This window comes from Enterococcus viikkiensis (assembly GCF_005405345.1).
Taxonomy (GTDB): Bacteria; Bacillota; Bacilli; order Lactobacillales; family Enterococcaceae; genus Enterococcus_A; species Enterococcus_A viikkiensis.
The window spans coordinates 1-15,625 of the sequence record NZ_BJDW01000011.1; the positions used below are offsets into that span (position 1 = coordinate 1).

General features: G+C 39.1%; 12 protein-coding genes. 8 read left to right on the forward strand and 4 right to left on the reverse strand.

Features of this window, described 5'->3' with window-relative positions:
- The first annotated feature begins 358 nt into the window (after positions 1 to 358).
- From FFM67_RS07185 to FFM67_RS07210, 6 genes are all read left to right on the forward strand, one after another.
- Positions 359 to 1,777, forward strand: a complete 1,419-nt coding sequence (locus tag FFM67_RS07185) for a cytochrome ubiquinol oxidase subunit I (protein WP_137613898.1) — start codon at positions 359 to 361, stop codon at positions 1,775 to 1,777.
- On the forward strand, positions 1,770 to 2,786 hold the full coding sequence (cydB, locus tag FFM67_RS07190) for a cytochrome d ubiquinol oxidase subunit II (RefSeq protein WP_137613899.1): 1,017 nt from the start codon (positions 1,770 to 1,772) through the stop codon (positions 2,784 to 2,786). Before FFM67_RS07185 ends, cydB begins: the two co-directional genes overlap by 8 nt.
- Positions 2,783 to 4,495 carry a thiol reductant ABC exporter subunit CydD gene (gene cydD, locus FFM67_RS07195; RefSeq protein WP_137613900.1) on the forward strand — a complete coding sequence of 571 codons (1,713 nt, stop codon included), beginning with the start codon at positions 2,783 to 2,785 and terminating at the stop codon, positions 4,493 to 4,495. The genes cydB and cydD overlap by 4 nt, the downstream gene beginning before the upstream one ends.
- Positions 4,492 to 6,240: a thiol reductant ABC exporter subunit CydC gene (cydC, locus tag FFM67_RS07200; protein ID WP_137613901.1), complete on the forward strand. Its 1,749-nt coding sequence runs from the start codon at positions 4,492 to 4,494 to the stop codon at positions 6,238 to 6,240. The genes cydD and cydC overlap by 4 nt, the downstream gene beginning before the upstream one ends.
- A gap of 902 nt (positions 6,241 to 7,142) precedes the next feature.
- Positions 7,143 to 7,421 carry a hypothetical protein gene (locus FFM67_RS07205; RefSeq protein WP_137613902.1) on the forward strand — a complete coding sequence of 93 codons (279 nt, stop codon included), beginning with the start codon at positions 7,143 to 7,145 and terminating at the stop codon, positions 7,419 to 7,421.
- A 44-nt stretch (positions 7,422 to 7,465) separates the two neighbouring features.
- Entirely contained in the window at positions 7,466 to 7,867 is a 402-nt protein-coding gene (locus tag FFM67_RS07210; protein WP_137613903.1) for a class F sortase, read from the forward strand.
- A 98-nt stretch (positions 7,868 to 7,965) separates the two neighbouring features.
- On the opposite strand, the gene FFM67_RS07215 is transcribed toward FFM67_RS07210, so the two are convergent.
- Positions 7,966 to 9,501, reverse strand: a complete 1,536-nt coding sequence (locus tag FFM67_RS07215) for an AcpB/EbpR/MafR family transcriptional regulator (protein WP_137613904.1) — start codon at positions 9,499 to 9,501, stop codon at positions 7,966 to 7,968.
- Positions 9,502 to 10,586: 1,085 nt separating this feature from the next.
- Between FFM67_RS07215 and xerS the strand changes: the two genes are divergently transcribed.
- Positions 10,587 to 11,729, forward strand: a complete 1,143-nt coding sequence (gene xerS, locus FFM67_RS07220) for a tyrosine recombinase XerS (RefSeq protein WP_137613905.1) — start codon at positions 10,587 to 10,589, stop codon at positions 11,727 to 11,729.
- An 88-nt stretch (positions 11,730 to 11,817) separates the two neighbouring features.
- On the opposite strand, the gene FFM67_RS07225 is transcribed toward xerS, so the two are convergent.
- Positions 11,818 to 13,176 (reverse strand): FAD-dependent oxidoreductase, encoded by a 1,359-nt coding sequence (locus tag FFM67_RS07225; protein ID WP_246042947.1) that lies wholly within the window; start codon positions 13,174 to 13,176, stop codon positions 11,818 to 11,820.
- A 664-nt stretch (positions 13,177 to 13,840) separates the two neighbouring features.
- Here FFM67_RS07225 and FFM67_RS07235 point away from each other — a divergent pair.
- Entirely contained in the window at positions 13,841 to 14,167 is a 327-nt protein-coding gene (locus FFM67_RS07235; RefSeq protein WP_137613908.1) for a hypothetical protein, read from the forward strand.
- Positions 14,168 to 14,576: 409 nt separating this feature from the next.
- Here FFM67_RS07235 and FFM67_RS07240 read toward each other — a convergent pair whose 3' ends face one another.
- Positions 14,577 to 15,386, reverse strand: a complete 810-nt coding sequence (locus tag FFM67_RS07240) for a metallophosphoesterase (protein ID WP_137613909.1) — start codon at positions 15,384 to 15,386, stop codon at positions 14,577 to 14,579.
- On the reverse strand, positions 15,383 to 15,541 hold the full coding sequence (locus FFM67_RS12255; RefSeq protein ID WP_170178005.1) for a hypothetical protein: 159 nt from the start codon (positions 15,539 to 15,541) through the stop codon (positions 15,383 to 15,385). The genes FFM67_RS07240 and FFM67_RS12255 overlap by 4 nt, the downstream gene beginning before the upstream one ends.
- Between the last annotated feature and the right edge of the window lie 84 nt (positions 15,542 to 15,625).

A 15,625-nucleotide genomic window follows, 5' to 3' on the forward strand; every position in this document is an offset into this window, starting at 1 on the left:
ATTCTTTGGTCAGAACTATTTTGAGTGTAGCACAAATGGCTTTTTTAGTTGTCTAGCTTAATTTTACAATCGGCGAGGATAAAAAATTATTCTAAGCAATTTTTTTTACTGTGGTAATAATAAGAAGAAATTATTTTATTTATTGAAAAATAGCGAAAAGTGCTTAGGTATCCGCGGTGTAGCTTGTGAATATACTGAGAAATTTGATATGATTTAGTTATTTAGTTATTTTTGAACAAGTAAAAATGAAAAGCATTTAAGCTGAACATTTGGCAATTTATTTCATAAGGATTATAGTTATTGTAGAACGGAAATTATTCTAGTTTTGTTATTCACAAATAGTAGGGGAGGAATTAAAATGGATATAGTGACGTTGGCCCGTTTTCAGTTTGCCATGACAACGGTTTTTCACTTTTTCTTTGTGCCATTCTCAATCGGAATGGTCTTGGTTGTTGCCATTATGGAAACATTATATGTTAAAACGAAAAATGAAAAATACCGTCAAATGGCGAAATTTTGGGGCAATATTTTTCTATTAAGTTTTGCGGTGGGCGTCGTGACCGGAATCATCCAAGAGTTTCAATTTGGGATGAACTGGTCAGATTATTCTCGTTTTGTAGGGGATATTTTTGGCGCACCATTAGCTGTGGAGGCTTTATTGGCCTTCTTTATGGAGTCGACTTTCTTAGGACTCTGGATTTTTACATGGGATCGAGTAAAACCAGGACTGCATCTTGTTTTTATTTGGTTAGTAACGATCGCATCAATGTTATCGGCTTTCTGGATCTTAGCCGCCAACAGCTTCATGCAACATCCGGTAGGTTACGTACTTCGGAACGGTCGAGCAGAAATGACCGACTTTGCGGCGGTGATTGCTAATCCAAAAGTTTGGTATGAATTCGGTCATGTTATCGCAGCGGCCATTACAATGGGTGGGATGATCGCAGCAGGACTTGCGGCTTTCCAATTGTTAAAACGGAAAGAACCAAAAATGCGTGAGTTTTTCAAGAAATCGATGCGCATCGGTTTAGTGATCACGTTATTTGGTTCGGTTATGGTCTTAGGTGCAGGGGATGCCCAAATGAAGGCCTTGATTGAAGGCCAGCCAATGAAGTTTGCGGCAATGGAAGGAACTTATGAGGATACCGGTGACCCGGCTGCCTGGACCTTGATTGCTTGGGACAATGAGCGGGAGCATAAACAAGTCTTCGGTGTTCAAATTCCCTATATGTTAAGTATCCTGTCTTATAATAAACCATCTGGTTCAATCAAAGGGATGGATACCATCAATAAAGAGCTAGTCAAAAAATATGGCGATCGCAATTATTATCCACCAGTAAATGTCTTGTTTTGGAATTTTCGGATCATGGCCGGTTTTGGCATGCTAATGCTGTTAGTAGCGATTCTTGGCTTATTCTTTACACGTAAAAAGAATCCGATCTTGTATGAAAAACGTTGGATGCTGCGGGTAGTGGGACTTTGTACTTTCGCGCCTTTCATAGCAAATACTGCCGGTTGGCTAGTGACTGAATTGGGTCGCTATCCGTGGACAGTCTATGGCTTGTTCACCATCGAAGACAGTGTTTCACCAAACGTTTCGGTGACTTCTTTATTAATTTCAAATACGATTTACTTCTTGTTGTTCTCAGGTCTGGCTATTACAATGATTTATTTAGTGAAGCGCGAGTTAAACAAAGGACCAGAGTTAGACGAAGGGAAAAATATGGATCTAAAATCTGTCGATCCTTTTGATAAGGAGGCATTCACTCATGAGTAATCTACAATTATTATGGTTTGTCTTAATTGGTGTTCTATTTTCCGGCTTCTTCTTTTTTGAAGGCTTTGACTTTGGTGTGGGGATGTCTGTTCGTACTTTGGCTCATGATGAAGGGGAGCGGGATCAGATCGTCGAAACGATCGGACCGGTTTGGGACGGAAATGAAGTCTGGCTATTAACCGCCGGCGGAGCGATGTTTGCTTCATTCCCTTATTGGTATGCTTCATTGTTCAGTGGTTTCTATTTGATTCTGTTCATTATTTTGTTTGGGTTGATTATCCGCGGGGTTTCTTTTGAGTTCCGTAGTCATATGCCAAAAGAACGCAAACAATTGTGGAATTGGACTTTGGCCATAGGTAGTTTTATCGTACCATTTTTCTTTGGGGTGCTATTTATTAGCATGGTTCAAGGGATGCCATTGGATGCGGACCACAATATGATGGCAACTTTTACAGACTACATTAATTTATACTCGATTGTCGGAGGCGTAGCGTTGACTTTGTTGTGTTACTTGCATGGGTTGAACTATATCGCTTTGCGGACGGAAGGCCCCATTCGTTATCGGGCAAAAAACTACGCGAAGTTTTTATATGGCGTATTGTACGTGGGCCTAGTCATCTTCGCAATTTTAATGTATTTCAAAACGGATTTCTTCCAGAATAATTTTGCGGTGACGTTGGCCTTGTTGGCACTAATCGTTCTCTTGACGGTGATTGCCAATGTGTCAGTCTTTAGAGACAAAGAGCTTATCGCACTGATCGCTAGTGGTTTCACCTTGATCGCTTTAGTAGCATTATTATTCAGTGGTTTATTTCCACGGGTTTTAATTAGTTCAATTCCAGGAAATGATTTATTGATCGAGAATGCTTCTTCAAGTCCTTATACTTTGAAGATCATGTCTTATATTTCATTGACGATCTTACCATTTGTTTTGGCTTATACGGCTTGGACCTATTACATCTTCCGTAAACGGATTAAACACCCGCATGCCGTGGGGGTTGAACAATGATCGACAAGAAGTTATTACAACTTCCCGGGATCAAAAAAATTCTTGGATTGCTTGCAGGATCTGCTGTCCTGCAAGCAATCTTTATAATTGGGCAGGCATTCGGTTTAGCACTTACCATTACCCATTTATGGAACGGTGCCAAGCTGGAAGGACAAGTGGCGTGGATGGCGCTGTTTTTTATTTCTTTTGCCTTGCGTCATTTAATGACCTATTTACGGGAACGCGTATTAGAAGAATATGCCTATCAGCAAGCAAAAACATTACGTAGTCAACTACTGCAAAAGATTTTTCGGCTAGGACCACAAGTTGTTCAAAAACAAGGAACGGGCAGTCTGGTCACGACGACTTTAGATGGAATCAATCAAGTAGAGGAATACCTCCATTTGATTTTACCGAAGATGTTGAACATGATGATCATTCCGTGGATTTTATTGGTCGCAGTATTTGTCTTAGATTGGAAGTCGGGGGTTGTACTGCTCGTTGTTTTTCCTTTGATTATTATTTTTATGATCATCTTGGGCTATGCTGCCCAAAGTAAAGCTGATAAACAATACAAAAGTTTTCAATTGTTGTCGAATCACTTTATTGATTCCTTGCGGGGCATTGATACGTTGAAATTCTTTGGTATCAGCAAACAATATAGCAAAAGTATCTTCACCACCAGTGAACGTTTCCGCAAAGCGACGATGAGTACGCTGAAGGTTGCGATCCTTTCCACATTTGCTTTGGATTTCTTTACTACCCTTTCTGTGGCGGTAGTGGCGGTGTTGTTAGGTCTGCGTTTAATCAACGAAACGATCTTTTTATTCCCAGCGCTGACTGTTTTGATCTTAGCACCAGAATATTTTTTACCGATTCGTGATTTTTCTAGCGATTATCATGCCACTTTGGATGGAAAAAATGCAATGGATGATGTCCAACAGATTTTAGATTTAGAAGAAACACAAGATGAAGTGTTAGACTTAGCAACCTGGTCTGCCGATAGCCAACTAGCGGTCCATCTGACTCATCATTATGAGGGGAAATTAGGTGCAGCGGTAGATTTTAATGTAAAAGGCTATCAAAAAATCGGTGTAATTGGCATGAGTGGGTCAGGAAAATCCACGTTGATTAATTTACTTAGCGGATTTTTACGACCGGATGAAAGCCAAATTCAGCTTGATGATCAGCCTTTGAGAGCGTTTGATCAACCGAAGTGGCAGGAACAATTGATTTATATTCCGCAAAATCCCTATATTTTCCAGCGCTCTGTGCGAGAAAATATCGCCTTTTATCATCCTGATGCTAGCGAGGAAGAAATCTTGCAGGCTGTGGCGGTGACGGGGTTGAGGGAACTGTTAGCGGAATTACCAGAGGGGTTGGAGACAATATTGGGAGAAGGCGCTCGAACATTAAGCGGCGGGCAAGCACAGCGAATTGCTTTGGCACGGGCGTTTCTTGATCAAGAGCGGAAAATTTTGTTATTCGACGAACCGACTGCTCATTTAGATATTGAGACAGAGGTTGAGTTGAAGGAACGAATGTTGCCGTTGATGGAAAATCGTTTGGTTTTCTTCGCAACCCATCGTCTCCATTGGTTGGCTGAGATGGATTATTTATTAGTGATGGATCACGGCCAATTAGTCGAGCAAGGAACGTTAGAAGAATTGAAACAAAAAAATGGTGCCTTTACAAAATTAAGTCAGGCATTGCGAGGTGAAAAGGAATGAACCGAATCGGATTATTTACAGCATTAAAACATGACGAATGGGTCAAGCCTTTTTTCAAGCAATACAGAAAATCCTTAATCTTAGCTCTGACGTTAGGAGTCATTACCTTTTTCTGTGCGGGTGCGTTAATGTTTAATTCAGGCTATTTGATCAGTCGAGCGGCATCTTTACCAGAAAATATTTTGTTGATTTATATTCCTATTGTTTTGACACGGGCCTTTGGGATCGGTCGACCGGTCTTTCGCTATGTAGAACGCTTAGTCAGTCATAACTGGGTTTTGAAGATGACCTCGAATCTGCGGGTGAAGCTTTATGATTCGTTAGAGCAAGATGCCATTTTCTTTAAACAAAAACACCGGACGGGGGATATTCTAGGGTTGCTATCGGAAGATATCAATCATATCCAAAATTTGTATTTACGAACGATTTTTCCTACGATCATCGCTTGGTTATTGTATGGTTTGATCATTCTCGGCATCGGTTATTTCTCACCATTTTTTGCTTTAGGAATGCTGCTGCTTTTAGGTGTAGTTGTATTCTTGTTGCCCTTGTGGTCTGTCTTAGTTAATGGTGCTCGCCAAGAACAACAGAAGCAAATGAAAAATCAGTTGTATAGTGATTTGACGGATAATGTTTTAGGCGTGTCCGATTGGATCTTTAGTCAACGAGGGCAGGATTATGTGAACCACCACGAAGAATCTGAAGAAGCCTTACGAGGAATCAATCGTAAATTGCAAAGCTTTCAACGAAAACGCAATTTTCTATTGCAATTAATGTTTGGCGTGATTACACTGGCATTAATTCTTTGGACAAGTCAGCAATTTCCTGGCAATCACGGTGGAGCTGCAAACTGGATTGCTGCTTTTGTTTTGTCAGTCTTTCCATTAATCGATGCCTTTGCACCATTACCAGCGGCTGCTCAAGAAACAAATAGTTATCAAGATTCCATTGTTAACTTGAATCAGTTGCCAAAGGTTGAAAAAGAGCAAGGCGAAGCGCCTACTCTTGAAGGTCCAAAAACCTTGACGATAGAAAATGTTTCTTACTATTATCCTGATAGTCCCAAAGAAGTTTTAGCCGGGATTGATTTGACCCTTAAACCCGGTGAAAAAATCGCGATCCTTGGCCGTAGCGGGTCGGGGAAAAGCACATTAGCCAATTTGATTCGTGGTGATTTACGGACAACGAAAGGAAAAATTACTCTAAACGGTGTTGAGACCTATCGCTTTCAAGATGATATTAGTAATTACCTTGGCGTCATTCACCAAACGCCGTATCTTTTTCACACAACGATCATCAATAATTTACGAATCGGTCGGGAAACGGCGACGGAAGAGGAAGTCTGGCAAGTACTTCAGCGGGTCGGTTTGAAAGAATTGGTTGAGAGACTACCAGAAAGACTAGAAACGATGGTAGATGAAGCCGGTCTGCGGTTTTCTGGTGGTGAGCGGCAACGGATGGCCTTGGCACGGATTCTATTACAAGAAGTGCCAATTATTTTATTAGATGAGCCAACGGTTGGCCTCGATCCAGTGACAGAGCAAGCATTGATCGATACCTTCTTCAATCAACTACAAGATAAAACGATCATTTGGATTACCCATCACTTGCAAGGAATTGATGAAATGGACCAAGTTATTTTTATTGAAGATGGCAAATTAACGATGCAAGGCAGTCCTAATGAACTAAGAAAAACCAATAACCACTATCGAAAACTGCAACAAATCGATAAAGGAATCTTATAGACCATAGGGAAAAGGAAACTTCGCTAGTTAAATGCTAGGGGAGTTTTTTTTTTGTACTTAGATTAGCACTAACTAGCGAACTAAAAATATCGCATACGAAATTAGTGCATTTCTACTTCCCAGCAGCTAGAGCACTACTGCTTAAGTGCTTTTCTCAAGACGACTGTATGAAAAAGCCCGTTCTTCATGTAGCTGTACTCGGTGATGTATCACCCACAATTTATAAGCTTCAAAAAATGAAATTATCACCAACCAGTTGATTCCCCATTAGTATCGTACAGAAGTTTAGTAGATCAGAGTCATTTGGAAAAGCAGCTAACTTTCAATCAGTGGGAAACGCGTACTATATTAATGGTAAATCTGGAAGAATTAAATGATTGTCCAAAGAAATTTTGGCTCCAAAAGAGTTCCGCAAGCTGCTTGAAATCGTCTAGAAGATTGAAGTCTCATAAAAGTCTTTTTAAATAGTTAATAAAAAACTTTATAATGACTCTTTGGTTTTAAATTAGATGAAAATGTACCATCAAAAGGCAGATAAATTCTTAATCTGTCAGAAGATGTTAACGCTTAGGAGCTTTTAAAAAACCATTTAAAAACTTTATTTGAGTCGCTTATTCGGGATTTTTTTCGAACCACAAAATAGGTATCGATGAAGATAATTTGATTTCAACTAATTAAAAGTATCCAGATTCTATTAGATTGTTTCCACAAATTATTTGCTCACACAGAATTGTTTAGCTAAAGGAAAGTTATGATAAAAAGTCGCTACCCCTTATTTTAGACTTTCCTTATTCAAAAATAGATACTATTAGTTATTTAACGAGCAGTTTCTACTTAAACACTAGTTTTCCCCTTATTCTATAAATGAAAGAGAAAGTAGACCTACTTAAGGGGGAACACGAATGGGGACTTTTTTTAAATTGATGGTGGTTGTCACTTTGTTTCTAGCATCTAACGGAGCTTCGGTCTTCGGTTACTCAGAGCAAAGTAAGAAAGGAGAAACCAGCCAAGCAAAAGGGCAACAAACAATTTCGAAAAGTAGCGAGTATCATGAAACTAAAAAAGGCAGGCTGTCCAGGATAAAACAACTTCATCAGAATCTACCAGCTTACACATTGGATCAACTCAAGCAAAAACTATCACTGAAGAATCTACTGCTTCAACAACAACCCAGACAGTAGAAGAACCAGTAGCAGCAACTCAAGCAACGGAAACACAACAAGTTATGCAGTTAAAAATAAACGGACAATTCATCTCTTATACGAATGCAGGTCAGGAAAATGGGCAAGCAATCATTGACGCAAACCCAAATGAGGGAGCAACTTGGGGCGGTGTTCCCACTCAATCAGGCCAGGACAATGCCAACACGCATTTCATTGGTCATAATCCCGGTATTTTTAAGGTACTCTTTTCACTAAACCCAGGTGCAACCATCAGTGTAACTGACGTGACAGGTGTTATTACCCACTATCATGTCACACAAATCGTCACAGTTGACGATAGTGGGTATACATCCGCCGGTAAGGATTATTGGAATCAAATTACTGGTACTGACGGTGGTGAACGAATTACCTTGCAAACCTGTATCAATGCTGATTACAACTTGATAGTTTTTGCAAATGCTTAATTAAACCATGCTAGGCCTCTTTTGGCTTAGCATTTTTTGCACAAAAAAGAGCTAAGCATCGATGCCTTAGCTCATTAAAGTTATTGTTGCGCGGATAGTTAGGAATAATAAATTTCTTTTGCCGATTTTGATTTGATATTACCCAATTTGGTTAATTGTATTTGGGCAGCCCTTTTCTGCGTCACTACTATGAAGTTCCATAGGTTTTCACGATCGGAGGCCGAAAAGAAGTTGTTTACAATCAAGCAATTTTCGTTTTCATAGCCGTTGATGGGGTTATTACTAAGAACGATATCGTATTGAGTAAAATCAGTAAAGTCTTCAGCGCTTAAAGAAATAACCGACTCATTGTAAATTGAAAGAGTAACTCGTCCGTGGTAATTCGTACTTAAAAAGTCTTTTAACATTTCCGCATGCTTGCGCCCCAAATCGCTAACAATCAGAATTGAAACCTTGCGTCGTAAATGCTCCAAGTGGATCGGCAGATGAGCCCATTCCTTCATTAGTAGAAAGAAAACATTGTTTAGCCGAATATCCGTCCAAAGCTTCTGATTCTTTTTCTCAATATCCTCTAAATGACTTTTTACGATACTAGAGAAAATAGGGTAGACTAGCTGTATTTCGCGCGCGAACTTCTGATACTTATCAAACAGCAGATTCTGCTGATAGGGATAGAAATTGTATTCTACATACCATGACATCATCTCCTGAACGATTTTCCGGCGATCTTCCTCCATTAATGGGAAATCGATCGACTCAGACACGTTGTCTAAAAAAGTATTAATCTTCGCATCCATTCGCACGCTTTGTTGCGGGTTGTCCCAGTTATAGAATTCATGAAAAACAGTATGGCTGATCTCCTTATACCATTTTTTAGGTAGAGTGAAGGGCATTTCGTCTAACAAATGTTCTGCGAAGGGGCGACTATACTCTAGGACTTTTTCAATCGTGTCGTATTCCTCTTGATAAATCTTATCCGGCAAATAAAAGCCTTGCTGCATTCGATTCAGCGTAACCAAAAGCAGATAAGCAGACTCCTGAATCTCGCGATCGTCGAGGGACACATCAAAATCAGTTGATGTCCGCATAATAAAGCAGGTGGCGGCTTCATGGTCTACAGTAAAGGGCCACTGGTTGACACCATAGGCTTCTGTAAAATATTCTTGATAAAAAAAACGAACCCATCGTTCATCTTTTGCAGTAATTCGAAAAGGTGCTCGTTCTAACTTTAAGCCTCGACGTTCCAAAAATTCCTCTAATGCATTGATCATTCTGTAAAAAGAAGCCTCGCTGATAAACAGTTCATTGATCCAATATTCTGCATCTTGATGGGCTTCATAGAGCATTTTTTCGACAAATTGAAACTCCAACGATTCATGAAAAATCAACCCATAGACATTCCCTAATTTATTTGAAGTTAGATTATTTAAACGTACGCCTTGAAACTTTGAATATTCGATGTAAATAAAATCGCCCCAAAAATCATTGATAAAATCAATGTCAGATAATAAGGTTTTCACAGAGCAGTCCGCGTGTTTGGCTGCTTCTTTGACATCACACCAAGAGGGGAGCTGATCGAGGAATTCAACAAATTCAATTCGACGGTAGGTAGAAGAATTAAGTAATTTTTTCATACGGCTCTCCTTTTAAATAAAATGAAGTTATTACCATAATTTTACCGATTATTTAATGAAAAAGCGAGTCATTTAACGAACGATCGAAAAATAAATTTTTTCGGTTTTTGTAAAAGAGAGAATCTATTGATTGCTGGGACAGAATGAAGTGCCGTCCTAAAATACGAACGCTTTCTGACTGGAAGGTGTTTGTTTAAGGTTTTAGAATAATGTTAGTTTTTCTTAAACCATAAAGGAGTCGGATTCCAACGTGCTACAGAACGTCAGCAATCCGTAGTTTTAGTCAAACGTAGTTGAGCACAAAAAAAATAAGTTGCAGTTAGTTGAGAAAAATCTTTAGGTGCATAATGACTAATAGCAACTAGCGAATGAAGCATTTTAAAATAGATTCAACCAGTTAGTTGCTCTTCATTTGCATCATTAGATGTCTAAAGAGCTCGTTAATTTACTTAGACAATCAACACTGAATGACTCAAACACAACTATAGTGGTTGCTGCTAAGAAATTTACAAAGCTGCCTGATTAGTAGAACTAGTAGACAACTGATTAAGCAGTTAGGAAAGTTAAAAACGTGAAATCATGTTTTCGTAACAATATACATTTTCCCGAAAGCATGATTTTTTTGCGTTACTTAATCCAAACAGCACGGGCTTTTTAACTGTTTTATAGGTTGATCCTATGGTTTGCTACAAGGTTCTTTCAAGCTAAATTTGCTCGATCACGCTGAATTCATTTGATTAAAAGCGATCATATCAACAAATTCGTATCAAGTTGTAGAGATTTATACCGAAATTTCAACTTTATAAGCACTTAACATGAAATTTTTAACTACTAGCACGCATAAATTTTTTTTACAGTTATTCTCTTCTTTCTCTAATAAACGTTATTTTAAAATAATAGAATATTGGCTAAAGCTTTATGGAAAGAACCATTTTTCAATAATAGTTGATTTTATTGTTTATCCCCTTCTTCTACAAATTTATAAATAATCGTTATTTTATAATTGACAAAAAGGTATATACCAATTATACTGTTTGTAGAGAGTTGCTCCCCTCTCCTATTAAAAAATGAAAGGACTGAATCGAATGAGCCGTGAACTATTAAGAGAACGTTACGAAAAAGAATTTGAAAAACTTCCGGACTTCGTGCAAAAATATTTGCTCTATTTAGAAGCGATCCCCCGTTCTACCAATACGCTATACGAGTATTCAAAAGAATATCGCCGCTTCCTCACCTGGCTTTTATCCGAGGGAATTGTGCACGCAAAAGGTATTTCAGACATTAGATTAGCTGATTTTGAACGATTGAATAAGGATAAAATCGTCTTGTACAAGTCCTTTTTAAATCAATCACCAAAAAGAACCTTTGAAGGAAAAACTGAAAGAGATCTGTCCCAAGCTTCTTTAGATGAACGCAATACCCACCGTTTGAAAGTGACCGTTCAGCGGAGTATTACAGCGCTGCGCTCTCTTTTTAAATATTTAGCAAATGAGGAAGTTGAGGAATATGATGAACAAATCGGTGACTATATTATTCGTCCAATGCTAAGAAGAAATATCATGGTTAATATTGAAAACGGCGGTGTGGATGCTTCCGGTGAAGTCCGAAAAGATAAAATTGAAAAAATGCTTTATTTGGATTCTGAGGCGATTGATTTTGTTGAATACGTTTATAGTGGATATGGCAACACGCTGACTTCTCGCCAAGCCAAGACGGCGTATGAAAAAAATCGGGTTCGAGACACCGCAATCTTAGCGCTGTTTCTGGGTTCCGGGATCCGTTTGTCCGAACTCGTCAATACTAATCTCAGTGACCTCAACTATGAAGGCCTTTATGTTCAAGTCCAGCGAAAAGGCGATACCTTGGATCACGCGATGATCTCCCCCATTTTTATCGACTATCTCCAAGAATATGTAGAACAGCGGGAAAGTTTATACAACGCGGATGATTCCGTTTCTGCGCTATTCTTAACCAAACACAAGAATGTCGCAAAACGCATGGAAGGCGGCTCGATTGAAAAGATGATTGATAAGTACTCTACCGCGTTTGGGAAACGTACGACTCCCCACAAGCTACGTCATAGTGTTGGTACAATGGCTTTTCGAAAGACAAAAAATTTGAAAACCGTTAGTGAAATCCTAGGTCAGCGTGGCACTTCAGCAACAGAAATCTATACTCATATCGTAAAAAAAGAAAAACGTTCGGTGATCAATGATTTATGGACGTAAATAGATAAAAAAAAAGACCATTGAAACGATAATCCCTTATCATTTCAATGGTCTTTTCAACTTTCTATTTAAAAGAATACCTGCAACACTATGCTTTACTTTCTTGTTGAAGTGCCTTTAGCCCTGCCATATTAAGTAAATTCCAAGGCGTATCGAATTCTGGCTGGAAGAAGAAATCGGCATAAGCTAATTGTTCAATGGTAAATTTTGTCTGAATCGCGATTGAAATCGCATTGATATTGGCTGTTAAATCTGTTTTTGACATAATTTGTGCCCCTAAAATAGCTAACGTCGCTGGGTCATAAACTAATTTAAACAGCATCCGAGTCTTCATATCCGCTGGAACAAAATCCATCAAAGTCTCTTGATCCAATAAAACTGACTTCGTTTGGATTTCTAAACGGCTGGCCATTTGATCGTTTAAACCGGTGGAAGCAAATTTATAGTCAAACACCCGTAAAGCGGATGAGCCTTGGACACCAGGAAATGGATGATTGGCTTCCGTTAGATTTTTCGCCGCATAACGTCCTTGCCGGCGTGCGTTGGTCGCTAGTGCAATATTGACTGCTGTTTGCCCCGGATTATACTGGATCAAGGTAGCGTCTCCGACTGCGAAGACATCCGCTGCACTTGTACGCATATATTCGTCTGTTTTGATCAGCCCATTTGGATGTAAGTCCAGCGCATCTTTTAACCACATGGTATTGGGCCGGATGCCGGCAGACATCACAACTAGTTCGGCTGGATATTCACCTTTATCTGTTATAACCTTGCTGACTTTTCCATTTTCACCGACGAATTCCACGACTTTTTCTTCCATTGCCAAGTTCATGCCATTGTCGGTCATTTCTTTATCCAAAATATCTGTGAATTCTTCATCAAGATACACACCTAATGGACGAGTGATGACATCTACCACGGTCACATTTTTTCCGGCTTTCACAAAGGCTTCTGCTGCTTCGATGCCGATATACCCGCCACCAACAACAACGACATTTTTGATATTTGGGTTAACCGTATCCATTTTCAGGTCAACGGTATCTTGGCGCCCACGCATCGTTTCAATGTTTTCCAGATCATGGCCTGGAACGGGTAAGATGAATGGATTAGCTCCCGGACTTAGAATCAATTTGTCATACGTTTCAGTTCGAGTTTTCCCAGTGACGTGATCTAAGACTTCAACTTCATGTTTGTCAGGTATTACTTTGGTGATTTCAGTGTTAGTAAAAACGCGAACCCCGCGTTTTTCCATCCCTTCGGCAGTCATGTAACGAATTGAATCCACGTTTTTCACGACTCCTTCAAGATACATTTGCGTGCCTCAACCCATAAATGAGATAAAGTCGCCTTTTTCATACCACTGTACTTTTGCATCAGGATGCGTCAACAGTAGTTCTTCGACTGCTTCATAGCCGCCGTGTGAAGATCCTAAAACAATAACCTTCATAAATAATCCCTCCTAATTTGTTCGTTACGCTTTCATTGTAGCGTAGATTGATTGGAAAAAGATAGCTATCGGCTCATGAAAGAAGTAGATCTAGGTGTATTGGCTCTCAAACGAGTCAAAAGATGCGAATGACTAAAAAAGCTATTTTAATGCATTCATCCCAGGCCTCTATGAGGATTTACTAAAATCGGAGAACCCGCAACAATCGAAGACGAAACGATACCCGAAAGGCCTTTCGAAGTGGTCACAGAAGATATCGACGATGAAAGCCGTGGCTGCTTTTATCACTACTTATTTTCCTAGATAGGAGTCGATGGGTGATTGTCTTGTTCTTTTCGGTTCAAATTAAAAAATCAAATCCACTACTCTTTTCTTCATTCTTTAAAAACAGGCAATTATCAGCGGATTTCCACTGAAAGCTGAGTGTTTTATTTGTTTAAGCCCTCACGATAAAGAAGTATACTTAGGTAAAAGAAATTTGGAACGAGAACGGGGCTGGTATACTCTGGAATAGAGTACAAAAACCTATTGAAGCGTTCGTTCCAATTTAGAAAATTGGCATTATCAGTAAACGATAGCATTGGTATCATACAAAGGGTTGCGGATTTTTCCCCCGCTCATTGAACGATAGTCCAAATTACGATTAGAAGAAGGAGTGAATAAAATGGAAAATGCTAATGAAGAAAAAGTCCTACTGTTACTTCAAGGAATTGAAGAAAATTTAGCTAAAAACGCTACTGTTACTGAAGGCTATTCTATTTTAAAGTCTGCCATCACCGAACTTTCTGCCCCAAAGACTCATGGGTTGCAATTTAAAGCTTTATTGCATGATTTACTTCAAAAAATAAATATAGAAATTGGATTAAACGGACTGAAACTAGATGACGATTCGCAAAATAAATGGAATGAATTGGAGAACATTTATTTTAATGGATTAGGCTCTTGGTCCAAAAGCACTACTTTAGCAAGAATGTTTGGAAGTAAGCAATAAAAAGGAGCAGTGATAGGCTTTTTACCCTTTCATTCAAAAAAATCCGTTAAGGTAGCTTATGCCTATTTTTGATTTAGAATTGGAATACTGATCCGAGGACCATTTATTTTATCCTTTAGCTTCCGTCTTCATTAAACGAGACTGGGATTTTATAAAATTCTGCTTCCTTAAAAACGTATCTCTTAATAATCTTTTTAAAGCACCTGTATTTTTTTGTAACAAATGGCTCACGTTTTTTTATACTCAGAATCTTCAGTAATAAATTCAGCAATCTGTGACGGCCTGATCGTTTTTTATTTCACTGTAATCGAATTTCTTCATTGCCACCGCCCTCTTTTATCAATCCTTCCACCTCGTTTGGCACAGAAAATGACCAGAATACTTGATGGGCTTCCTATTCAGACCCTCATTAGAAACGCAACTGAAAGACAGAAATTTCCGGCGGCACACAAAAACGAGCATGAATTGAAGTGGTACCTAAACCGGTATTGACGTACAATTTTGTCTGATCCCTTAATTCATATAATCCACGAACATATTTTTCAGCCAGTACATTTTTTACTTGATAAAAGGGTAAGCGGACTTGGCCCCCATGGCTGTGTCCAGCTAAAACCAATTGAGTATTGGTTCCGATAAATTTATCGGCTACATCTGGTTCGTGAGTCAAAAGAATTGAATAATTATATTTTCCCCTGTACGCCAATGTTTCCGTTACCGAGGGATTTCCTAACAGCGAATCATCCAGACCACCGATAAAGACTCTTTTGCCGTTGTTCAGTGTGATCGTCTCCCCTGTATTTTTCAATACCTCAAAGTTCGCAGCGTTCATGACTCGTTCATAAACAGTCGCAGCGCCGCCTCCATAATCGTGGTTGCCCCAAACCGCAAATTTCCCAATGGTGGCCTTCATGGCTTTAAGCTTGTCGATGATTTCTTGTTCGTGTTGGTACTTAGCGTAATTATCAAAAAGATCGCCAGTGAAAACAATCATATCTGGTTTTTCGTCATTGACTTTACGGATCACCTTGTCTAAACGATTTGTAGCGTAACTATCAGAAACTTGAATATCTGATAATTGTAGCACCGTTAATTCTTGTGGTTGCGAGGATTCCCCCAACTGCAAGCGGTGAACGATCGCCAAATTTGGTTCGATCTTAAAGGCGTACAGTGGAACAGCCGACAGCAGTAAAAACACGCCAATCATAATTTTCTTGATCATACACCTTCCCCTTTCTGTTCCTGTTTGATTTTAAAATCTGTTCGATAAATCTGCAGGTGATTTTGGATAGCCACTATAGCCAGCGCGCTACCCGATAGCAGTAACGCCATTGCCAAGCTGACAATAATGACTGTTCGTTTTTTCTTGTTATTCATCTATTTCGCCTCCATGAAACAAAGAATATCGAAAAATGATGCAAAACTTGTGCAAAATAAAAAACAGCACTTGAATAGGTACTG

Bases quoted from the DNA above. Each gene is read 5' to 3' on its own strand.
- FFM67_RS12255 (WP_170178005.1), bottom strand. From the start codon at position 15,541: ATGAATAACAAGAAAAAACGAACAGTCATTATTGTCAGCTTGGCAATG.
- FFM67_RS07215 (WP_137613904.1), bottom strand. From the start codon at position 9,501: ATGAAAAAATTACTTAATTCTTCTACCTACCGTCGAATTGAATTTGTT.
- FFM67_RS07235 (WP_137613908.1), top strand. From the start codon at position 13,841: ATGGAAAATGCTAATGAAGAAAAAGTCCTACTGTTACTTCAAGGAATT.
- xerS (WP_137613905.1), top strand. From the start codon at position 10,587: ATGAGCCGTGAACTATTAAGAGAACGTTACGAAAAAGAATTTGAAAAA.
- FFM67_RS07205 (WP_137613902.1), top strand. From the start codon at position 7,143: ATGGGGACTTTTTTTAAATTGATGGTGGTTGTCACTTTGTTTCTAGCA.
- cydD (WP_137613900.1), top strand. From the start codon at position 2,783: ATGATCGACAAGAAGTTATTACAACTTCCCGGGATCAAAAAAATTCTT.
- FFM67_RS07210 (WP_137613903.1), top strand. From the start codon at position 7,466: ATGCAGTTAAAAATAAACGGACAATTCATCTCTTATACGAATGCAGGT.
- FFM67_RS07185 (WP_137613898.1), top strand. From the start codon at position 359: ATGGATATAGTGACGTTGGCCCGTTTTCAGTTTGCCATGACAACGGTT.
- cydB (WP_137613899.1), top strand. From the start codon at position 1,770: ATGAGTAATCTACAATTATTATGGTTTGTCTTAATTGGTGTTCTATTT.
- cydC (WP_137613901.1), top strand. From the start codon at position 4,492: ATGAACCGAATCGGATTATTTACAGCATTAAAACATGACGAATGGGTC.
- FFM67_RS07240 (WP_137613909.1), bottom strand. From the start codon at position 15,386: ATGATCAAGAAAATTATGATTGGCGTGTTTTTACTGCTGTCGGCTGTT.